Origin of the sequence: Mycolicibacterium setense (genome assembly GCF_000805385.1) — a bacterium.
GTDB lineage: Bacteria > Actinomycetota > Actinomycetes > Mycobacteriales > Mycobacteriaceae > Mycobacterium > Mycobacterium setense.
Map to the genome: position 1 here is coordinate 724,850 of NZ_JTJW01000005.1, position 17,677 is coordinate 742,526.

Annotated in this window: 22 protein-coding genes; 9 read left to right on the plus strand and 13 right to left on the minus strand. The window is 66.9% G+C overall.

Annotation, left to right across the window (positions count from 1 at the left end):
* Positions 1 to 2: 2 nt before the first annotated feature.
* Positions 3 to 1,109 carry an acyl-CoA dehydrogenase family protein gene (locus tag QQ25_RS09800; protein WP_039378433.1) on the minus strand — a complete coding sequence of 369 codons (1,107 nt, stop codon included), beginning with the start codon at positions 1,107 to 1,109 and terminating at the stop codon, positions 3 to 5.
* Positions 1,110 to 1,229: 120 nt separating this feature from the next.
* Positions 1,230 to 1,721, minus strand: a complete 492-nt coding sequence (ybaK, locus tag QQ25_RS09805; RefSeq protein ID WP_039317629.1) for a Cys-tRNA(Pro) deacylase — start codon at positions 1,719 to 1,721, stop codon at positions 1,230 to 1,232.
* A gap of 222 nt (positions 1,722 to 1,943) precedes the next feature.
* Here ybaK and QQ25_RS09810 point away from each other — a divergent pair, with 222 nt between their 5' ends.
* Entirely contained in the window at positions 1,944 to 2,591 is a 648-nt protein-coding gene (locus QQ25_RS09810; RefSeq protein ID WP_039317632.1) for a sigma-70 family RNA polymerase sigma factor, read from the plus strand.
* On the plus strand, positions 2,588 to 2,893 hold the full coding sequence (rsrA, locus tag QQ25_RS09815) for a mycothiol system anti-sigma-R factor (protein WP_039317635.1): 306 nt from the start codon (positions 2,588 to 2,590) through the stop codon (positions 2,891 to 2,893). The genes QQ25_RS09810 and rsrA overlap by 4 nt, the downstream gene beginning before the upstream one ends.
* An 83-nt stretch (positions 2,894 to 2,976) precedes the next feature.
* Here rsrA and QQ25_RS31630 read toward each other — a convergent pair whose 3' ends face one another.
* A complete protein-coding gene (locus QQ25_RS31630) occupies positions 2,977 to 3,069 on the minus strand; it encodes a 50S ribosomal protein bL37 (protein ID WP_003882799.1) in 93 nt (30 codons plus the stop codon).
* A 135-nt stretch (positions 3,070 to 3,204) separates the two neighbouring features.
* Here QQ25_RS31630 and QQ25_RS09825 point away from each other — a divergent pair, with 135 nt between their 5' ends.
* Positions 3,205 to 3,420, plus strand: coding sequence for a biotin/lipoyl-binding carrier protein (locus QQ25_RS09825; RefSeq protein ID WP_039317638.1), 216 nt, complete (start codon positions 3,205 to 3,207; stop codon positions 3,418 to 3,420).
* A gap of 20 nt (positions 3,421 to 3,440) precedes the next feature.
* Complete coding sequence (locus QQ25_RS09830; protein ID WP_039317641.1) at positions 3,441 to 4,940, plus strand: two-component system sensor histidine kinase PdtaS; 1,500 nt, start codon at positions 3,441 to 3,443, stop codon at positions 4,938 to 4,940.
* A gap of 172 nt (positions 4,941 to 5,112) precedes the next feature.
* On the opposite strand, the gene whiB1 is transcribed toward QQ25_RS09830, so the two are convergent.
* The 3 genes from whiB1 to QQ25_RS09845 form a co-directional block, all read right to left on the minus strand.
* Positions 5,113 to 5,367 carry a transcriptional regulator WhiB1 gene (whiB1, locus tag QQ25_RS09835; protein ID WP_003882795.1) on the minus strand — a complete coding sequence of 85 codons (255 nt, stop codon included), beginning with the start codon at positions 5,365 to 5,367 and terminating at the stop codon, positions 5,113 to 5,115.
* Positions 5,368 to 5,625: 258 nt separating this feature from the next.
* Complete coding sequence (locus QQ25_RS09840) at positions 5,626 to 6,591, minus strand: diacylglycerol/lipid kinase family protein (RefSeq protein ID WP_039317648.1); 966 nt, start codon at positions 6,589 to 6,591, stop codon at positions 5,626 to 5,628.
* Positions 6,592 to 6,626: 35 nt separating this feature from the next.
* Positions 6,627 to 7,016, minus strand: coding sequence for a YchJ family protein (locus tag QQ25_RS09845; RefSeq protein ID WP_039318532.1), 390 nt, complete (start codon positions 7,014 to 7,016; stop codon positions 6,627 to 6,629).
* A gap of 194 nt (positions 7,017 to 7,210) precedes the next feature.
* Here QQ25_RS09845 and aroQ point away from each other — a divergent pair, with 194 nt between their 5' ends.
* Together aroQ and QQ25_RS09855 are read left to right on the plus strand one after the other, a co-directional pair.
* Positions 7,211 to 7,663, plus strand: coding sequence for a type II 3-dehydroquinate dehydratase (aroQ, locus tag QQ25_RS09850; protein ID WP_039318534.1), 453 nt, complete (start codon positions 7,211 to 7,213; stop codon positions 7,661 to 7,663).
* Positions 7,660 to 8,037, plus strand: a complete 378-nt coding sequence (locus tag QQ25_RS09855; protein WP_101906214.1) for a hypothetical protein — start codon at positions 7,660 to 7,662, stop codon at positions 8,035 to 8,037. Before aroQ ends, QQ25_RS09855 begins: the two co-directional genes overlap by 4 nt.
* 107 nt (positions 8,038 to 8,144) lie before the next feature.
* On the opposite strand, the gene QQ25_RS09860 is transcribed toward QQ25_RS09855, so the two are convergent.
* From QQ25_RS09860 to QQ25_RS09870, 3 genes are all read right to left on the minus strand, one after another.
* On the minus strand, positions 8,145 to 8,639 hold the full coding sequence (locus QQ25_RS09860) for a GNAT family N-acetyltransferase (protein ID WP_039378435.1): 495 nt from the start codon (positions 8,637 to 8,639) through the stop codon (positions 8,145 to 8,147).
* A gap of 126 nt (positions 8,640 to 8,765) precedes the next feature.
* Positions 8,766 to 9,851 (minus strand): isochorismate synthase, encoded by a 1,086-nt coding sequence (locus QQ25_RS09865; RefSeq protein ID WP_039378436.1) that lies wholly within the window; start codon positions 9,849 to 9,851, stop codon positions 8,766 to 8,768.
* Positions 9,848 to 10,459, minus strand: a complete 612-nt coding sequence (locus QQ25_RS09870) for an acid phosphatase (protein ID WP_039378438.1) — start codon at positions 10,457 to 10,459, stop codon at positions 9,848 to 9,850. Before QQ25_RS09870 ends, QQ25_RS09865 begins: the two co-directional genes overlap by 4 nt.
* 28 nt (positions 10,460 to 10,487) lie before the next feature.
* Between QQ25_RS09870 and QQ25_RS09875 the strand changes: the two genes are divergently transcribed.
* Positions 10,488 to 11,315 (plus strand): ParA family protein, encoded by an 828-nt coding sequence (locus QQ25_RS09875; protein ID WP_082017474.1) that lies wholly within the window; start codon positions 10,488 to 10,490, stop codon positions 11,313 to 11,315.
* A 51-nt stretch (positions 11,316 to 11,366) separates the two neighbouring features.
* On the plus strand, positions 11,367 to 12,443 hold the full coding sequence (locus tag QQ25_RS09880) for a MerR family transcriptional regulator (protein WP_082017475.1): 1,077 nt from the start codon (positions 11,367 to 11,369) through the stop codon (positions 12,441 to 12,443).
* Positions 12,444 to 12,462: 19 nt separating this feature from the next.
* Here the strand turns inward: QQ25_RS09880 and QQ25_RS09885 are convergent, their stop codons facing one another.
* Positions 12,463 to 13,689: an Rv3212 family protein gene (locus QQ25_RS09885; protein WP_039378439.1), complete on the minus strand. Its 1,227-nt coding sequence runs from the start codon at positions 13,687 to 13,689 to the stop codon at positions 12,463 to 12,465.
* A gap of 27 nt (positions 13,690 to 13,716) precedes the next feature.
* Positions 13,717 to 15,231, minus strand: coding sequence for a DEAD/DEAH box helicase (locus QQ25_RS09890; RefSeq protein ID WP_039378440.1), 1,515 nt, complete (start codon positions 15,229 to 15,231; stop codon positions 13,717 to 13,719).
* A gap of 294 nt (positions 15,232 to 15,525) precedes the next feature.
* Between QQ25_RS09890 and QQ25_RS09895 the strand changes: the two genes are divergently transcribed.
* Complete coding sequence (locus QQ25_RS09895) at positions 15,526 to 16,224, plus strand: ferritin-like fold-containing protein (RefSeq protein WP_039317666.1); 699 nt, start codon at positions 15,526 to 15,528, stop codon at positions 16,222 to 16,224.
* Between the two features lie 11 nt (positions 16,225 to 16,235).
* Here QQ25_RS09895 and QQ25_RS29730 read toward each other — a convergent pair whose 3' ends face one another.
* Positions 16,236 to 16,682, minus strand: a complete 447-nt coding sequence (locus QQ25_RS29730; protein WP_131546139.1) for a hypothetical protein — start codon at positions 16,680 to 16,682, stop codon at positions 16,236 to 16,238.
* 68 nt (positions 16,683 to 16,750) lie between these two features.
* A complete protein-coding gene (locus QQ25_RS09905) occupies positions 16,751 to 17,515 on the minus strand; it encodes a hypothetical protein (protein WP_039317669.1) in 765 nt (254 codons plus the stop codon).
* Positions 17,516 to 17,677: the final 162 nt, after the last annotated feature.

The following is a 17,677-nucleotide window of genomic DNA, read 5'->3' on the forward strand; positions in this document are numbered from 1 at the left end:
CTTCAGGCACCTTTCGAGGTGAGGTAGCGCTCGCGGTGCAGTTCCGAGCTACCGAACAGTTGCAGGCCGGTGCGGGCCCGGCGCAGGAACAGGTGAGCCGGGTGTTCCCAGGTGAATGCGATGCCGCCGTGCATCTGGATGGCCGACATGGCGGTCGTGTGGTAGGCCTCGGCGCAGGCGAATCCGGCCAGAGCGATTGCCCCGCCGGCTTTTTCGCTACCGGATGCCAACTCTGCGGCCGCGTGCTGGGCGGCCGAGGTGGCTGATTCCACCTGCAACAGCAGGTCGGCGGCCATGTGCTTGAGGGCCTGGAAGCTGCCGATGGGGCGGCCGAACTGGATCCGGGTCTTGAGGTAGTCCACGGTGATGTCGAAGATCCGCCGCGCCCCGCCGACCTGTTCGCCGGCCAGCGCGATCGATGCGAGGTCGAGGGCGTGCCGCACCGCGTCCCATCCGGCAGTGCCGATCCGCCGGGCCGGTGTGGCGTCGAAGGTATACGTCGACAGGGGCACCGTCGGGTCGAAAACCGTTGCGGCCGTGCGCTCGAAGCCGTCGGCATCTGGTTCGATCTGGAAAACGCCGAAGTCTCCGTTGGTGCGGGCGACGACCAGGATCACGTCGGCAACCTGACCGTGGAGCACATAGTGGGCATTGCCGCTGAGGGTGTAATCCGGGCCTGTTTCACAGGAGGCGCGGACCGCGACGCCCTCCGGCGCCCAGGTGCCCCGGGAGCCGGTCAGCGCGACGGTCGCCACCGAGGTTCCCTCGACCAGGCCCGGAAGCAGGCGCCGCTTGTCGTCTCCCGTGCCGGCCTCACCGATCAGTGCCGACGCCAGCACCGCACTGGACAGGAACGGAGCGGGCAGCAGCGCGGCCCCGGTCGCTTCGGCGACGGCCTCGAGCTCGAGAGCACCGAGGCCGACGCCCCCGAACTCGCCGGCGACCAACAGACCGGTGACGCCCTGGGCCGCGAGCTTGCGCCACAACTCGCGGTCGAAGGCCTCGTCGGTGCCCATCACCCGGCGCACGTCGCCCTCGGTGCATTCGTCGTGCAGCAACCCGGAGACCGCGGCGGCCAGTTCCGCTCGTTCGGCCACGCTGATCGTCATGTGCACCCGCCTTCCTTGTCGGGTACATGCAATCTGGCATGCGGCGTGGTGTAAATCACGCATTCGCACACCGACAGATTTCCGTTTGCGACATGCCGGTGCCGCATGGCAGGCAGGGGTTCAGGCGGTCACGGCGATATCGGCTGTCACCGCCGTTGTCGCGCGGATCAGGTCCTCTGGGGCCAGCGCGACATCCCAGCCCCGTTTTCCCGCGCTGCAGAGCACCTTGTCGAAGGCGAGCGCCGAGGTGTCGACAACGGTCGGTAACGGTTTGCGTTGTCCCAGCGGGGATATGCCGCCGACCACGTAGCCGCTGGAGCGCTGCGCTGCGGCAGGGTCGGCCATCTCGGCCCTCGGCACTCCGAGCGCCGAGGCCGCGGCCTTGAGAGAAAGCTTGGTCGGCACCGGTAGCACCGCCACTGCCAGGCCCTTGGGCAAGGCGATGACCAGTGTCTTGAAAACCTGTTCGGCGGCGAAACCGGCCGCGGCGAGTTCGGCCACCGCCTCAGCACCGAAGGATTCGTTGCGCGGATCGTGGTGGTACTGCACCACCTCATGGTCGATACCTGCTGCCACCAGGGCGGCGATGGCCGGGGTCGCTGCGCGTGCCATCGGCACAGGGTAGCCGGGGGCACGCCGGGCACGCCGGGAACACAGTGGCCCCTACATGCTGTTATTGCTCTCGACACCTGCTCAGCGCTACTTGTCGGTAGCACGCTCTAGGATCTAAGGAGGATTCTGGTGCCAACCGTATGCCTGGAACGGCCGGCGGATACCCAGTGGTATTCCGCGCCTGTTGGTGGCGCCGCGACAGAAGGGAAGGTGTTTCCCACGATGACTGACGTCGAGCAGGCCGAGCCTGACGCGCCGCAGCCTCCTGCCGAAACCGATGCCGAGCTGACCGCGCGGTTCGAACGTGATGCCATTCCGCTGCTGGACCAGCTGTACGGCGGCGCGCTGCGGATGACCCGCAACCCCGCCGACGCCGAGGACCTGCTGCAGGAAACCATGGTCAAGGCGTATGCCGGGTTCCGGTCATTCCGCGAGGGCACCAACCTCAAGGCGTGGCTGTACCGCATCCTGACCAACACCTACATCAACAGCTACCGCAAGAAGCAGCGCCAGCCCGCTGAATACCCGACGGACGAGATCACCGATTGGCAGCTGGCCGCCAATGCCGAGCATTCCTCGACCGGCCTGCGTTCGGCGGAGGTGGAGGCGCTGGAGGCGCTGCCCGACACCGAGATCAAGGCAGCGCTGCAAGCACTGCCCGAGGAATTCCGGATGGCGGTGTATTACGCCGACGTCGAGGGCTTTCCCTACAAGGAGATCGCCGAGATCATGGATACTCCCATCGGGACGGTGATGTCCCGACTGCACCGCGGTCGTAAGCAGCTGCGCGAGCTGCTGGCGGATGTGGCCAGGGATCGTGGCTTCATCCGAGGTCAGCAGCTTGGTGAGCCGGAGGAGGTCTCGTCATGAGTGACAAGCACGATGAGGGCGAGCGCTGGACTCCGCCGATCGGTCCCGTCGATCCCGAGCATCCCGATTGTGCTGCGGTGATCGCGGAGGTATGGACGCTGCTCGATGGCGAATGCACGCCCGAAAGCCGTGACAAGCTCAAGCACCACCTCGAAGAATGCCCGGCCTGCCTGCGTCACTACGGGGTCGAGGAGCGGGTCAAGCGACTGATCGCGGCCAAGTGCAGCGGCGAAAAGGCCCCGGAAGGCCTGCGGGAGCGGCTGCGGATCCAGATCAGCCGGACCACGATCATCCAGGGCTGACACGCCGCGTATCCCCAGGTGGGTTCGACGACAAACCGCCCGATCTCCGAAGGGAGTCGGGCGGTCAAGTCAAGCCGAAATGGCTAGCGCACTGACTTCGAACCGGCGTTGGGGCGCTTGCCGTGGTTCGCCTTCGAGTGCTTGCGGTCCCGCTTCTTGCGGCCACGCTTGGCCATGATGATCCTCCAGATGGTGTAAGAGCTTGCCCCCTAGTGTCTCATGACCCGGCGGCGCCGCTGACCACCCGGTGTTGTGGTTCGATATAGGCCGCACAAGTAGTCGGGTAGCAGCCGGAGTGAAGTGGGGTGAAGATGGCCGAGGACGTTCGCGCCGAAATCGTGGCCAGTGTGCTTGAGGTCGTGGTTCACGAGGGCGATCAGATCGGTGCGGGGGACACCCTGGTGCTGCTCGAGTCGATGAAGATGGAGATCCCGGTTCTGGCCGAGGTCGCGGGCACTGTGACCAAGGTCAATGTCGCCGAGGGCGACGTCATCCAGGCGGGCCACCTGATCGCGGTTATCGACTGACGCTTGCGAAGCGCTGGCTGATGTCCACCCTCGGTGACCTGCTCGCTGAGCACACCGTGCTGCCGGGCAGTGCGGTGGACCACCTGCACGCGGTGGTCGGGGAGTGGCAGCTGCTGGCTGACCTGTCGTTCGCCGACTACCTGATGTGGGTCCGCCGCGACGACGGCGTCCTGGTGTGTGTCGCCCAGGTGCGCCCGAACACCGCACCGACGGTGTTGCTCGCCGATTCGGTCGGCTCGCTGGCGGCGGCCGCCGATCTTCCTGTGGTCACAACTGCCTTCGAGTCCGGTGCGATCGGGCGGGGAAATGGTGGTACACAACGGCATTCGCCGGATCTGCCCGGTCTGAACGTGGAAGCGGTGCCGGTGCGGCACCAAGATCACGTCGTCGCGGTCCTGACGCACCAGACCGCGTTGGCCGCCCGTCGCATGGCCAGTCCGCTTGAGGGTGCCTACCTGGACTGCGCGAGCGACCTGCTGCACATGTTGTCCGAGGGCACCTTTCCCAATGTCGGCGATCTGGCCATGTCGCGTTCCAGCCCGCGGGTGGGTGACGGGTTCATCCGCCTCGACGAGGTCGGCGACGTGGTGTTCGCCAGCCCCAACGCCATCTCGGCCTATCACCGCATGGGCCTGGCCTCCGAGCTCGACGGGCACAATTTGGTCACCGTCACCCGGCCGCTGATCTCCGACCCGTTCGAGGCCCAGGAACTGGCCAACCATGTGCGCGACTCGCTGGCCGGCGGCTCCAGCATGCGTATGGAGGTCGACGCAGGCGGTGCGGCGGTGCTGTTGCGGACCCTCCCGCTGGTGGTGCACGGCACCGCGGTGGGCGCAGCCGTCCTGATCCGTGACGTCACCGAGGTCAAACGGCGTGACCGCGCGTTGCTCAGCAAGGATGCGACCATCCGGGAGATCCACCACCGGGTGAAGAACAATCTGCAGACCGTGGCAGCCCTGCTACGGCTGCAGGCGCGCCGCACCAACAATGTGGAGGCCCGCGAGGCCCTGATCGAATCGGTCCGACGGGTGTCCTCGATCGCGCTCGTGCACGACGCGCTGTCGATGTCGGTCGATGAGGAGGTCAACCTCGACGAGGTGATCGACCGGATCCTGCCGATCATGAACGACGTCGCCTCGGTGGACACCCCGATCCGGATCAACCGGGAGGGCGCCCTCGGTGTGCTCGACGCCGATCGCGCGACCGCGCTGATCATGGTGATCACCGAATTGGTCCAGAACGCCATCGAGCACGCCTTCGACGCGAACACGGCCCAGGGATGCGTCACCATCAGGTCCGAGCGGTCGGCACGCTGGCTCGACGTCGTGGTGCACGACGACGGGCGTGGGATGCCGGACGGGTTCAGCCTGGAGAAGTCCGACCGGTTGGGCCTACAGATCGTCCGGACGCTCGTGACCGCCGAATTGGACGGGTCGCTGGGCATGCACGAGGTCGCCTCGGGCGGCACCGACGTGGTGCTGAGGGTGCCGATCGGCCGCCGCGGCCGGGGGATCCAGTGAGTGGTTCACAGGATGTCCACAGTGGGACATCAGTACCAATGAAGTAATTACGCAACCAGCCAATGCGAAATGTGACGACCATTACGCAATTTGCTATCGATAAATGCCGCAAAAATAAGCTATGGCCCCGACATTCGTCGGGGCCATAGCTTGTGTCGAGGTCTGAGGAAGCTCAGACTCCGGTGCGGGCCTTGGTGCGGGCGTTGCGGCGCTTGAGCGCGCGACGCTCGTCCTCGCTCATCCCGCCCCACACGCCGGCATCCTGGCCGGAGTCCAAGGCCCAGGTGAGGCACTCAGTGGTCACGGGGCACCGGTTGCACACCAGCTTCGCGTCGGCGATCTGAGCAAGCGCCGGGCCACTGTTTCCCACGGGGAAGAACAGCTCCGGATCTTCGTCGCGACAGACGGCCTTGTGGCGCCAATCCATAAGATCAAACTCCTCGTTAGACATGTCATGCGTGCGCGGCGAAGCGCACTAGATTTTCTTCGGCTGTTAACGCGTGCACACGAATGTTTCTGCACTGTTGCATCGATGCTTTCACAGGCTGAACAGATGTCAATAGCATTGAGTTAACACGTGGGCAAAGTCACTGGGTGGGGCGGTGACCGGAAGCCTCACTCCTGTGTACTACACTCTGGATTCAGCTGCGCCCTAATTCCACCCTAAGCGGTGTGTTTGCGCAGGTCAATCAATTTTCTTCGTGGGTGCGACGACGCTCAGCGCCTCGGGAACCGACGTGAACGTCATAGTTTCGCGCGTGCCGATGTAATCTCCGTCGATCTGGCAGGCCACAGGCGTGTTGCTCGTCACGGTCACCGATGACACGTCGTCGTCACGGATCAGATGCTTGGCGGCAAGGCGTGGTTTGCGTGCCACCATCTGCCGGACCAGCCGCAGATTCGCCCATATGTTCATGCTCGTGATGGCGAACACGCCAAGGCCGGTATCGAACGTGGTTTCGGGGTTCGTCCACACCGGGCGGGCGTTCGCATACGTCCACGGACTCGAGTTCGACACGAAGGCGAAGTGCACCCCGGCTACGGGGTCGGCGCCCGGCAGATGCAGCGTCAGGATCGGTTCCTTGCGCGCGCTGGCCAGCATCTCGCGCACGGCCACCCGGATATAGCGCGATGCGGTGACCTTGCGTCCCTTTTCGCGCTGGGCCTCCACGGCCGCCACCACGTCGCCGTCGACACCCATCCCCGCGGTGAACACGCCCCAGCGCTCGCCGCAGTCCATCAGGCCGATCCGGCGCCACGGACGTCCCATCCGGTAACCGCCGAGCAGGTCGACGAGTTGGTTGGTGGCCTCGATGGGATCGGGGCTGATGCCCAGCGCACGGGCGAAGACGTTGGCCGAACCTCCCGGGACGACGGCGACCGCCGGGGCCACGCCGGCATCGGGACGGGTGCCGCCACAGTCCCCGAGGACGCCGTTGACCACCTCGTTGACCGTGCCGTCGCCGCCGTGGACGATCAGCACATCGACACCATCACGGGTGGCGTCACGGGCGATCTCGATGGCGTGACCACGGTGGTTGGTGTGTTCGACGGTCAGCGTCACCCGGCTTTCCAGCGCATGGGCGAGCAGGTCACGACCCGCAGGGGTGGTCGAGGTGGCGTTCGGGTTGACGATCAGCACGGCACGCACGGGGCATGAGCCTAACCGGGCGAGGTGTACGGGCGTTATTTGTAGAGCTCCCCGTCGAGGTAGCGCCACTCGCCCTTCACCCGCTCGAAACGACTTCGTTCATGAAGGATGTGCCTGCCGCCGCCGTCGACGTACTGGGCACGGAATTCGACGATGCCGACGGCATCTCCTTCTCCGCCCGCGTCGGTGTCGACGATCTGCAGCCGGCGCCAGGTGATCGCCTCGTCGAGTTCCAGCTCGGCGGGGCGGGTGTCGGGATGCCAGGAGGACAGCAGGTAGCCGATGTCGCCGACGGCGAACGCGCTGAACCGCGACCGCATCAGTGCGACGGCCGTCGGGGCGGTGCGGGCGCCGGTGTGAAGCGGTCCGCAGCACTCGATGTAGGCGCGGCCGGTACCGCACGGGCAGGAGTTGACGCTCGACACGCCGTTCAGTATCTCCAGCCGTCCCGTGCGCCATCCGCACCCGTCCCGTACGCCGAATTCGACGTGAGGGCTGTGGATTTTGCCCAACCACAACCCTGGCGTCGATCTCGACGTCGTGAACCGGCGCCAACGGCACGGCCGGTGTGCCGGTGCGCCTTGCGGTCAGCGGCGCGAGCGTCGGTACCGTACTACGGGTGACCGCACGCTCGGACAAGCCCTGTTTACTGCTCGTCAACGGGCCGAATCTCAACATGCTCGGCACCCGTCAGCCCGAGATCTACGGATCCACCACCCTGGCTCAGATCGAGCAGCGGGTGGCCGAAGTAGCCGCCGGGTTCGGCTTCGAGGTCCGCGCGGTGCAGAGCAACCATGAGGGCGTGCTCGTCGACGCGATCCAGGCGGCGCGTGGTGACTGCGTGGGCATCATTATCAATCCCGCGGCCTACAGCCACACTTCGGTGGCGATCCGCGACGCGCTGAGTGCCGCCGAACTGCCGGTCGTAGAAGTGCACCTGAGCAACATCCACACCCGGGAACCGTTCCGGCACCACTCGTACGTGTCGGCCGTCGCGCAGGTGGTGATCGCCGGAGCGGGTCCGGCCGGATATGAGTACGCGGTGCGCTACCTCGCGGAGCGGCAGTCGTGATCCAGCCTCCGTCCATCCGGTACGCAGGTTTTCTGACCGCCGCCGAAGGAGTCGCCGCGCTGATCATGGCGGTCGTGCTGCTGGTGCGCGCGGTCGGCGGTGCCGACCAGCACATCGTCAGCGGTTACGGCACCGCGATCTGGTTCGTGCTGATCGGTGGCGGGGTGCTCGCCGGAGGATGGGCGCTGATCACCGCCCGGCGCTGGGGCCGGGGGATCGCGGTGATGACCAACCTGCTGCTGCTGCCCGTGGCCTGGTACGTGATCACCTCGCACCACGTCGTGTACGGCGTGCTGGTCGGATTACTCGCGCTGGTGACGCTGGGTCTGCTGTTCAGCCCGTCATCGGTGGACTGGATCACCCGGCGCAGTTAGCTACGGGGCTCGCCGGCCGTAACTGTGCATCGACTCTGCGCTGAGGGCGCGTCGTTCTCGACATTCTGTGCCCTCACCGCAGATTCGAATGAGCGCTAGTCGACTGCTCAGCTGCCGTGGGCCGACTCGCCGGCCAACGCCGAAAGTTCGGCGCCCGATACCCGGTAGGTGGTCCACTCGGTCTGTGGCTTGCCGCCGACGGCGTCATAGAGCGCGATGGCGTTGACATTCCAGTTCAGCACCGCCCAGGTCATGCGAGTGTAGCCGTGTTCGACGCATTCGGCGGCCAAGGCGGACAACAGTTTCCGGGCCAGGCCGCGGCGCCGGAACGCCGGGCGCACGTAGAGGTCCTCCAGGTAGAGCCCGGCCACGCCGTCCCAGGTGGAGAAGTTGAGGAACCAGACCGCGGTCGCGGCGACGTGCCCGTCGACCTCGACCATGTGGGCGTACGCCACCGGATGGTCACCGAAAAGCGCTGTGTGCATCTGCTGTTCGGTCACGGTGCACTCATCGGAGGCTCGTTCGAACTCGGCCAGCTCCCGAACCATCGCGGTGATCTCGACTTCGTCGCCGGGCCGTGCCCGGCGGATCAACTCGCTCATGCGGCCCCCTCGCAGGCTCCGTCGCCGCATGGCCGGCTGATGATTCGCTCGCAAGCGTCGCTCATGCGACGCCCTCGCAGGCTCCGTCGCCGCATGGCCGGCCGATGATTCGCTCGCAAGCGTCGCTCATGTCGCCCCTAGTCCCGTCAGGATGGTCCTGAATTTGGTGGTGGTCTCGTCGACTTCGTCATCTGGATCGGATTCGGCGACAATACCGCCGCCGGCACTGGCCAGGGCGGTGTGCCGGTCCGCGGACAACACCGCGCAGCGGATCGAGACCACCCACCGTCCGTCACCGTTGCTGTCACACCAGCCGACGGCGCCCGCGTAGAACCCGCGATCGCCCTCCAACTCGGAGATCAGCGCAGCTGCGCGGTCGTTCGGAACGCCGCCGACGGCCGGCGTCGGATGCAATGCCAGCGCCAGATCGATTGCCGTGGTGTGCCTTTCGCGTAATCGTCCAACGACCGGCGTGCTCAGGTGCCACAGCGCGTCGGTGCCGTGCAACTGGGGTTCCTCGGCGATCTCCAGTTCCGCGCACAACGGGTCCAGCGCCTGACGCATCATGTCGACCACCAATTGATGCTCGTGCCGGTTCTTCGCCGAGGCGGCCAGCGCGGCCGCATTGGCCGCGTCGATCTCGGGATCGGGCGATCGTGGTGCCGACCCGGCGAACGGCTGGCAGATCACCGTCTCGCCCTCGCGCGCCACCAGCAATTCCGGACTCGCGCCCACCAGCACGGTGCCGGCGTGGGCTGCTCCCGCCGGGGACAGGTCCGCCAGATAGACCGTGGCGGCCGGGTCGGCGTCGGCCAGCCTGCGAAGCACACCGCACACGTCCCATGCGGAATCCGCGGAAAGCCGCAACGCGCGGGCCAGCACCACCTTGTCGAGCGGGATCTCCGGGTCCCGCAGCCGACGGATCGCCTCGGCCACCCTCGCGCGGTGCACCGGCCCGGGCGGCAGCGTTTCGCGGTCCAGCACCGCTGGGGGTGGGCTCGCGTCCCATTCCGGCAGTGCCTCGCCGAATTGAACCGCCTGCGGCGCGTAAAGGGCGGCCGGTGCGGTCAAATCGAATGGCAAGGCGCCCAGCACAATTGGCGTTCCCGCGCGCAGTGCTGCCTGGGCGTCGGCGATATCGGCGAAGCCGGTGCTGATGCCCTCGGCCAGGACGGCACCGGTCGGGCCGGCCAGCACGAACGAGGGGTTCACAGCGACAGGCACGGGTTGGGGTGCCCGGTCAGGCCGAGCGCGGTGATCTGGCGCACGCCGTGCTCGAAGCCGCATACCGCCAGAGATGCGGGCACCATCGACACCCGGATTCCTTCTGCCACCGGCAGTTCCGCCCAGCGGGTCAGCATCGCGCGGGAGAAATGCCCATGCCCGACGAACACCACATCGCGGGTGGGCACATGTTCCAGCGCCAGCGCGACGGCCTGATCGGCACGGGTGCTCACCTGTGCCACGGTCTCACCTCCCGGACAACCGTGAGTCCACACCAGCCAATCGGGCACGGTCTCGCGGATCTGCGGTGTGGTCAGTCCCTCGTAGTCGCCGTAATCCCACTCGGACAGCACGGCGTTGACCTCATCGACGTGCAGGCCGGCCAGTTCGGCGGTGACCAGCGCGCGGCGCCGCGGGCTACTGATCACCAGCGGGTTGCTCAGCTGCAGTTCGGCAAGTGCGGGGCGGGCCAGCTCGGCTTGTTCACGTCCGGTCTCGGTGAGATCCAGCTCGGTGCGGCCCGTGTGCCTGCCGCTCGCTGACCACTCGGTCTCGCCGTGGCGGAGCAGGATCAGGCGGTGTAGGCGGTCGCTCACACCGGCGATTCTGCCCCACGTTCCGGCAATGCCGCCGAGAGCGTGCTTGGATGAAGGTGTGACGCGAGTATTAGCGGTCGCCAATCAAAAGGGTGGGGTAGCCAAGACGACGACGGTGGCGTCGCTGGGCGCGGCGATGGCCGAGCAGGGGAAGCGCGTACTGCTGGTCGATCTGGATCCGCAAGGCTGTCTGACGTTTTCATTGGGCCATGATCCGGACAAGCTGCCGGTGTCGGTGCACGAAGTACTGCTCGGCGACGTCGAGCCGGGGGCGGCCCTGGTCGAGACGGCCGAGGGGATGACGCTGCTGCCGGCCAACATCGACCTGGCGGGCTCCGAGGCCATGCTGTTGATGCGGGCCGGGCGGGAATATGCCCTCAAGCGGGCCCTGGCCAAGGTCGAATCCGATTTTGATGTGGTGATCCTCGACTGTCCGCCATCGCTGGGTGTCTTGACGCTCAACGGTCTGACCGCCGCGGACGAGGTGATCGTCCCGTTGCAGTGCGAAACCCTGGCGCACCGCGGTGTCGGGCAGTTCCTGCGGACGATCTCCGACGTGCAGCAGATCACCAATCCCGATCTCGCGCTGCTGGGCGCGTTGCCCACGCTCTACGATTCGCGCACCACCCACAGCCGCGACGTGCTGCTGGACGTCGCCGATCGGTACCAGCTGCCGGTGCTGGCTCCGCCCATTCCGCGCACCGTCCGGTTCGCCGAGGCCAGCGCGTCGGGTTCTTCGGTGCTGGCGGGCCGCAAGAGCAAGGGCGGGCTGGCTTACCGCGAGCTGGCGCAGGCCCTGCTCAAACACTGGAAGTCGGGCAAGAAGCTGCCCACCTTCACGCCCGAGGTGGTGTAGGCGGGCGGCCGGCCTTGACCTTGCCCGCCGGGCAGACCCGATGCTGACGACATGAACCAAGACCTGCTGAGCATCGGAGAGTTCGCGGCCCGGACCGGGTTGTCGGCCAAGATGTTGCGCTCGTATGCGGCCTCGGGCGCATTGACACCGGCCGCGGTCGACGAGTTGACGGGTTACCGGTACTACTCTCACGACCAGATTGCCCAGGCCCGCACGGTGGGGTTGCTCCGCGGAGCTCAGATACCGGTCGCCGAAATCGCCGAATTCCTGGAGCATCCGACCGAGCAGCAACTGACTGCCTGGCGGACGGCACTCGATGACGAATATGCGCACCGCCGTGCGGCACTCGGGGCGGTTCGGGGCGCGCTGCTGGCTCAAGCTTCTCCGACGGCAGGGGGCCGCCGGACCGATGAGAGGACGATCTGCATGGCTTCGGTGTTGCGGGCCGCGACGGCAACCGATCAGGGGCCGGTACGGGAGAGCAATCAGGATTCACTGCTCGCCGACGGCATTCTGTACGCGATCTCGGACGGTTTCGGACCCGGCGGTGAACAAGCCAGCCGGATCGCGCTCGAGGTGCTGGCCGCCGGATTCGCCGCCGCCCCCGACCGTGACGGCTTGATCGGCGCGGTCCAACAGGCCAACGAGCAGGTCGTCGCACATGTGAACGCATCCGGCACCAGTTCTGGGGCGACGCTGACGGTGGTCGCGATGTTCGGTGACGAGCAGGGCGGGCCCATGGCCATCAACATCGGGGATTCGCCGCTGAACCGGATTCGCGAAGGAGTCATGTATCAGCTCACCGACGATCACAGTGTCTCGGGGGAGCTGGTGCGCGCCGGTGAGATCACCCGGGAGGAGGCCCGTTTTCACCCGCACCGGCATCTGCTCACCCGGGCGCTGGGCATCGGTCCCGTCATCCGGCCGGATCTGTTCGATCTCGACTGCCGTCCCGGTGACCGGCTGCTGATCAGCAGCGACGGCTTGTTCGCAGGAGCCGATACGGCCGAGATCGCCGTCGCCGCAACGGATCAGGAACCCGAGATCGCGGCGCAGCGGCTGGTTCAGGTGGCCAACGATGCCGGCGGCAGCGACAACACCACCGTGATCGTGATCGACATCGGTTGAGCCGACGTGCGGCCGGGTCCTATGCGGGGCCCAGCGCGACCAGTTGCGTGCCCCGCTGCTCGAGCAGGGTGTCTCCGGCCGCCACCGGAATTACCGGCGACACACTGGGTGTGCGCGGCAGCGCGATGTGGCGCTGTCCGGCGCCGGTCTGTTGATCGAAGACGTCGTAACCGTCGTTGACCGGAACCACGAGCAGGCCCGCCATCACCGTGGCGGGCCCGACGGGAAAATGCGGTCCGGCTGGGGTCACGGTGTACTTGTACTGCAGACCCGCTGTCCCGGTGGTACTGAAGACCAACACCGAGTCACCGGTCCACCAGCTGATCAGATCGCCGCTCCGGGTGGTCGTCGACTGCGGCGCGGCAGGCTTGGCCAGCGGCAGGCTGGCCAGAGTCTTGCCGGTCTCGTCGATGACGTTGACCATCGGCTTCGGCGTGGGCAGGTACACCGCGGTCGTGGTGCCCGACACCGCGACGACCTGGGCCCCCGACTCCTCGGTGATGTCCTGCAGTTCGACGTAGCGCACGTCGGGCGTGTCCTCTTCGTCGGCCGGGCGCAGCAGCGTCAGCCGGACGAACTTGCTCTTCGGACAGGATTCCAGCACCGAGACCGCCGAGGAACTCGCTGCTGCCGACAGTTGCCGGCACACAGGTGAAGCCGGTACGTCCGGCTTGATGCGGGCGTCGAGGGCGCCGTAGGAGAGCATCCGGACCATGTCCGAACGCCACAGTTCGAGGCGACTGTCCCCGGCCGAGAGCACGGTGGACCCGTCGGAGGACAGCCGGACCTCGGGGTCGGCGTAGGCGGTGCGGGCCGGCCCGCGTCTGCCGGTCTTGCCGTCGACGGTGCTGACCTGTCCGCAACCGCGGACGTCTGGATACACGGCGACCGCGTTCTGATACACCGACGTCACACCGCACAGTTCGAGGTCGCGGGCATAGCTCCACAACACCGCTCCGCTGACCGGGTCGCGGCCCTCGACGGTGGAGCCGTCGGCGGTCACCACCGATCCACCTGCGAGCACGGGTTCGGTGGTCTTCGGGCTGTTGGCGACCCACAGCTGTTGCAGTCCTGCCGGAACCTCGCGGGCCGGAGTCAGGTAGGGAACCGGTGACGCGGCGGGCCTGCTGATGGTGGCCCTGGCGTCACTGGTCCACCAGATCAGGCCGGCCACCACCGCGATGACCGCGACGATTGCCGCCGCGGCAGCCATGTCGCCGCGGGTGCGGCGTTCGGGTTTGACCACTGACAGGTCTTGTCTGGCGTTCGCCGGTCAGCCGGCAGTAGCGGTCTCGGTCTTCCGGGGACGACGCCGGCGGCGGCGACGTCCGTTGGCGGACGTTTCGTCCGCGGCGTCCGCGTCGGTCGCCGGAGCGGTATCGCCGTCGTTCGCTGCCGGCGCAGGGGTGCCCTGGGGGTGCCCGGTGGCCGCCTGGCCGCCTCGGGTGCGCCGACGGCTGCGGTTGCGGGTCTTGGCGGGCCGGTCCTCGGAATCCGCCGAGGAGATGCGCTTCTCGTCGGCACTGCGCTTGGGCGCGGGCTTGCGCGCTTCGCCGATCCGGCCGGTGGCGTCGCTCGGGATGCCGAGCTCTTCGTAGATGTGCGGCGAGCTGGAATAGGTTTCGGCGGGAGCGGGACAACCCAGGTTCAGCGCCTTGTCGATCGTCTCCCAGCGGGGCAGTTCGTCCCAGTCGACCAGGGTGATCGCGACACCGGTCTTGCCGGCGCGGCCGGTGCGGCCGATGCGGTGCACGTAGGCCTGCTCGTCCTCGGGGCACTGGTAGTTGATGACGTGCGTGACGTCGTCGATGTCGATACCCCGGGCCGCCACATCCGTGGCGACCAGCACGTCCACCGTTCCGGAGCGGAACGACTTGAGGGCCTTTTCGCGGGCGCCCTGGCCGAGATCACCGTGTACGGCGTCGACCTTGAACCCGCGTTCGCCGAGTTCGTCGGACACCTTCTGCGCGGTGCGCTTGGTGCGGGTGAAGATCATCGTGGCGCCGCGGCCCTCGGCTTGCAGGATCCGGCTCACGAGCTCGGATTTGTCCAGTGCGTGAGCCCGGTAGGCGAACTGTTCGGTGGTGTCGTGGGTGGCCGCCGAGTGCGGGGCCTCGGCCCGGATGTGGGTCGGCTGGTTCATGAAGGTGCGAGCCAGCGTGATGATCGGGTCGGGCATGGTGGCCGAGAACAGCATCGACTGCCGGTCGTCAGGGGTGAGCCGCAGGATGCGTTCGATGTCGGGCAGGAAGCCCAGGTCGAGCATCTCGTCGGCCTCGTCGAGCACCAGCACGGACAGTCCGCCCAGCTGCAGGTGGCCCTGCTGGGCCAGGTCGAGCAGCCGGCCCGGGGTGCCGACGACGACGTCGACGCCGTTGCGCAGTGCCTCGATCTGGGACTCGTAGGGACGGCCGCCGTAAATCGAGGTCACGGAGAACTTGCGGTCCTTGCCCGCTTCGGTGTCGACCCTCAGGTACTTGGCCGCTCCGGCGAGGTCGCCATAGACCTGAATGCAGAGCTCACGGGTGGGCACCACGATCAAGGCGCGAGGGGTGCCGTTGAGCGGGCGGGCCTGGTCGGTGGAGATGCGGTGCAGCAGCGGGACACCGAAGGCGAAGGTCTTGCCCATACCGGTGCGGGCCTGACCGATCAGATCGTCGCCGGCCAGTGCCAGCGGGAGGGTCAGTTCTTGGATGGCAAAGGGATGTTCGATGCCGTTTTCGCTCAGGGCGCGGACGATTTCGTCGCGGACACCGAGTTCGGCAAACGTTTTATTTACATGCGTCATGGTTGGTAGAGGTGGCCTTTCACTGTCAAACCTCACGGGCATCCAGCGCACACGGAGTTTGACGGTGAAACGGTCGGGTTCGCCCGGATAAGGTTCGTATCCTCGGCGCTGCCGATCCGTTGGGCCCAGCTCCCAGAGGGCGGGCCAACTGCGTGCACGCACATTTCCTGGTAGCGGTTCGGGCGCTCAATTGTCGGCTCGAAGCCGTTACCAAATGCCATTGTAGCTGGTCGTGGGATCTGGGCCGATTTGCCAGCCGATCACGGTGTTCTGACGGCGTCTAGAGTTGGGCTCATGAATTCGCCTCGGCCTGCCACGGAACAGATCGTCAAACCGGTCGATTCGGGCGTGACGGCGGATCATCCCGGGGTCAATGAACTGTTCGCCGTCCTGGCCTACGGCGAGGTCGCCGCGTTCTACCGGCTCACCGAAGAGGCCCGCATGGCGCCGAATCTGCGCGGCCGGATCAACATGGCGAGTATGGCGGCCGCCGAGATGGGCCATTACGAGCTGTTGCGGGATGCGTTGGAACACAGGGGAGTTGACGTCGTTCCGGCCATGACCAAGTACGCGTCGGCGTTGGAGAACTACCACCGGATGACCACACCCAGCACGTGGCTGGAGGCATTGGTCAAGACCTACATCGGCGATGCGCTCGCCGCCGATTTCTATCTCGAGATCGCCGATGCACTGCCCGAGGCGGTGTCGACGGTGGTGCGCGCGGTGCTGTCCGAAACGGGGCATTCGCAGTTCGTGGTCGCCGAGGTGCGTGCGGCGGTGACGGCCAGCGATCGGCAGCGGCATCGGCTGGCGTTGTGGGCGCGTCGTCTGCTCGGCGAGGCCGTCACCCAGGCGCAGTTCGTGCTGGCCGATCATGACGAACTCGTCGACCTGGTGATGTCCAGTGGTGAGGGTCTGACCCAGTTGGCCGAGTTCTTCGACCGGCTGCAGAACACCCATCAGTCCCGGATGCAGGAACTGGGCCTGGCCTGAGGCCGGCTACATCACTGATGGCGGCCGCCCGGCGGTAGGCCGCCGCTGTCCCGATCGGTGAGCGAGAGCAGGAACAGCGCCAGCGACACCACTACCGCGACGGCGAGTATCGCCAACAGCACCGTCGCGTTCTCATCGGAGGTGTGCGCCGCGAGATGCGCGCGGTAGCGCAGGTGGATCACCAGGTGCGCGATCGACCACACCGCGTACGAGGCCAGTCCGCTGCGCACGGCCAACGGATTTGCTGTCAGGGCCGATGCCGCCAGTGGAATCGCCAATGCCAGATTCATGGCCCCGTAGTCGAGCATGAGATGCGGGTTGTACGGCATCCCGAGATTGACCCAGGACAGGGCAAAGAACGACTCGGGGACGGCCAGGATGACAACTCCCAGGACAGCGGAGACGACGGCGAAGAACAGCAGCCCGCCGCGCGCCACCCGTGCCCGCGGGCCCGTCACCGCGTCTCCCGAAGTCGGCCTTCGCCATCGCCTCGCTCTAGCGGCAGGGTCGCTGCCACCCTCACGGGTCACTGCGTGCAGGTGGTGATCATCGTGTTGTTGGCCTGCGCGACGAGCACGGCGCCCGAGGCGTCGGTGATCGAGCAGTTGAGCTGGCCGGCGACGCTGGTCGCCGTCACGGACTTGAGCGTCACACCCGGGTTCAGCACGACGGTCTTGGCCCACGGCAGCGCCACGTTGATGTCGGTCTGTAGTGCACCCTGCTCATCGGTGTAGACGATGGTCACCAGGTCGATGAGTTGCCGGTTGCCGGTCACCCGGTAGGTGACCGCGTTCGGGGTCGCGATTCCTGCAGGCGGGGCCGCCGCAGGGGGCGCGACGGGCGCGGGTGTCGCGGTCGCACTAGGTGCCGGGGTCAGCGTGGTGACGGTCTCGGGCGACAGCGGCGCCGTGGGTGCCGCGCGCGGCGGAGCCGGCTTGGAGGTGGCGTCCTGCGCGGGCTGGGTGGTCTGCGTCGGCTGTGCCGAGGGTGAGGTCAGGGTGGCCGACACCGACCCGCTGTCCCCGCCGCCCAGGATCACCACGGTGCAGATCACCGCGACGAGCAGGATCGCGCCTGCCACGCCGGCGACCCAGATCCAGCGCCGGTCGATGGGGTCCTCGTAGAACGTGACCTCGTCGTCGTAGTCGGCGTCGTAGTTGTCGTAATCGGCCGGGTAATCCGCCTCGGCGCCGGCGTCGGTGCCGTAACCGGAGTACCCGCTCGGCTCATACGAGCGGTCCCCGAAGCGCTCGGTCGGGGTGGTGTCATACGGCGAATAGTGCCTGGTCATGCGGCTGCCCCAGTCGTCTCGTCCAATATCGATCCTGATGCTATCGAGGCAAAAGTGACAGATGAGGTTGAGGCTGGTGCGTGTCGGTCACGGTCCGGACTCGGTTCGGTATCCGTGTTTCGCGCACGGCGTAGCTCCGGTCCCGACCCGGCGGCGGCGGTG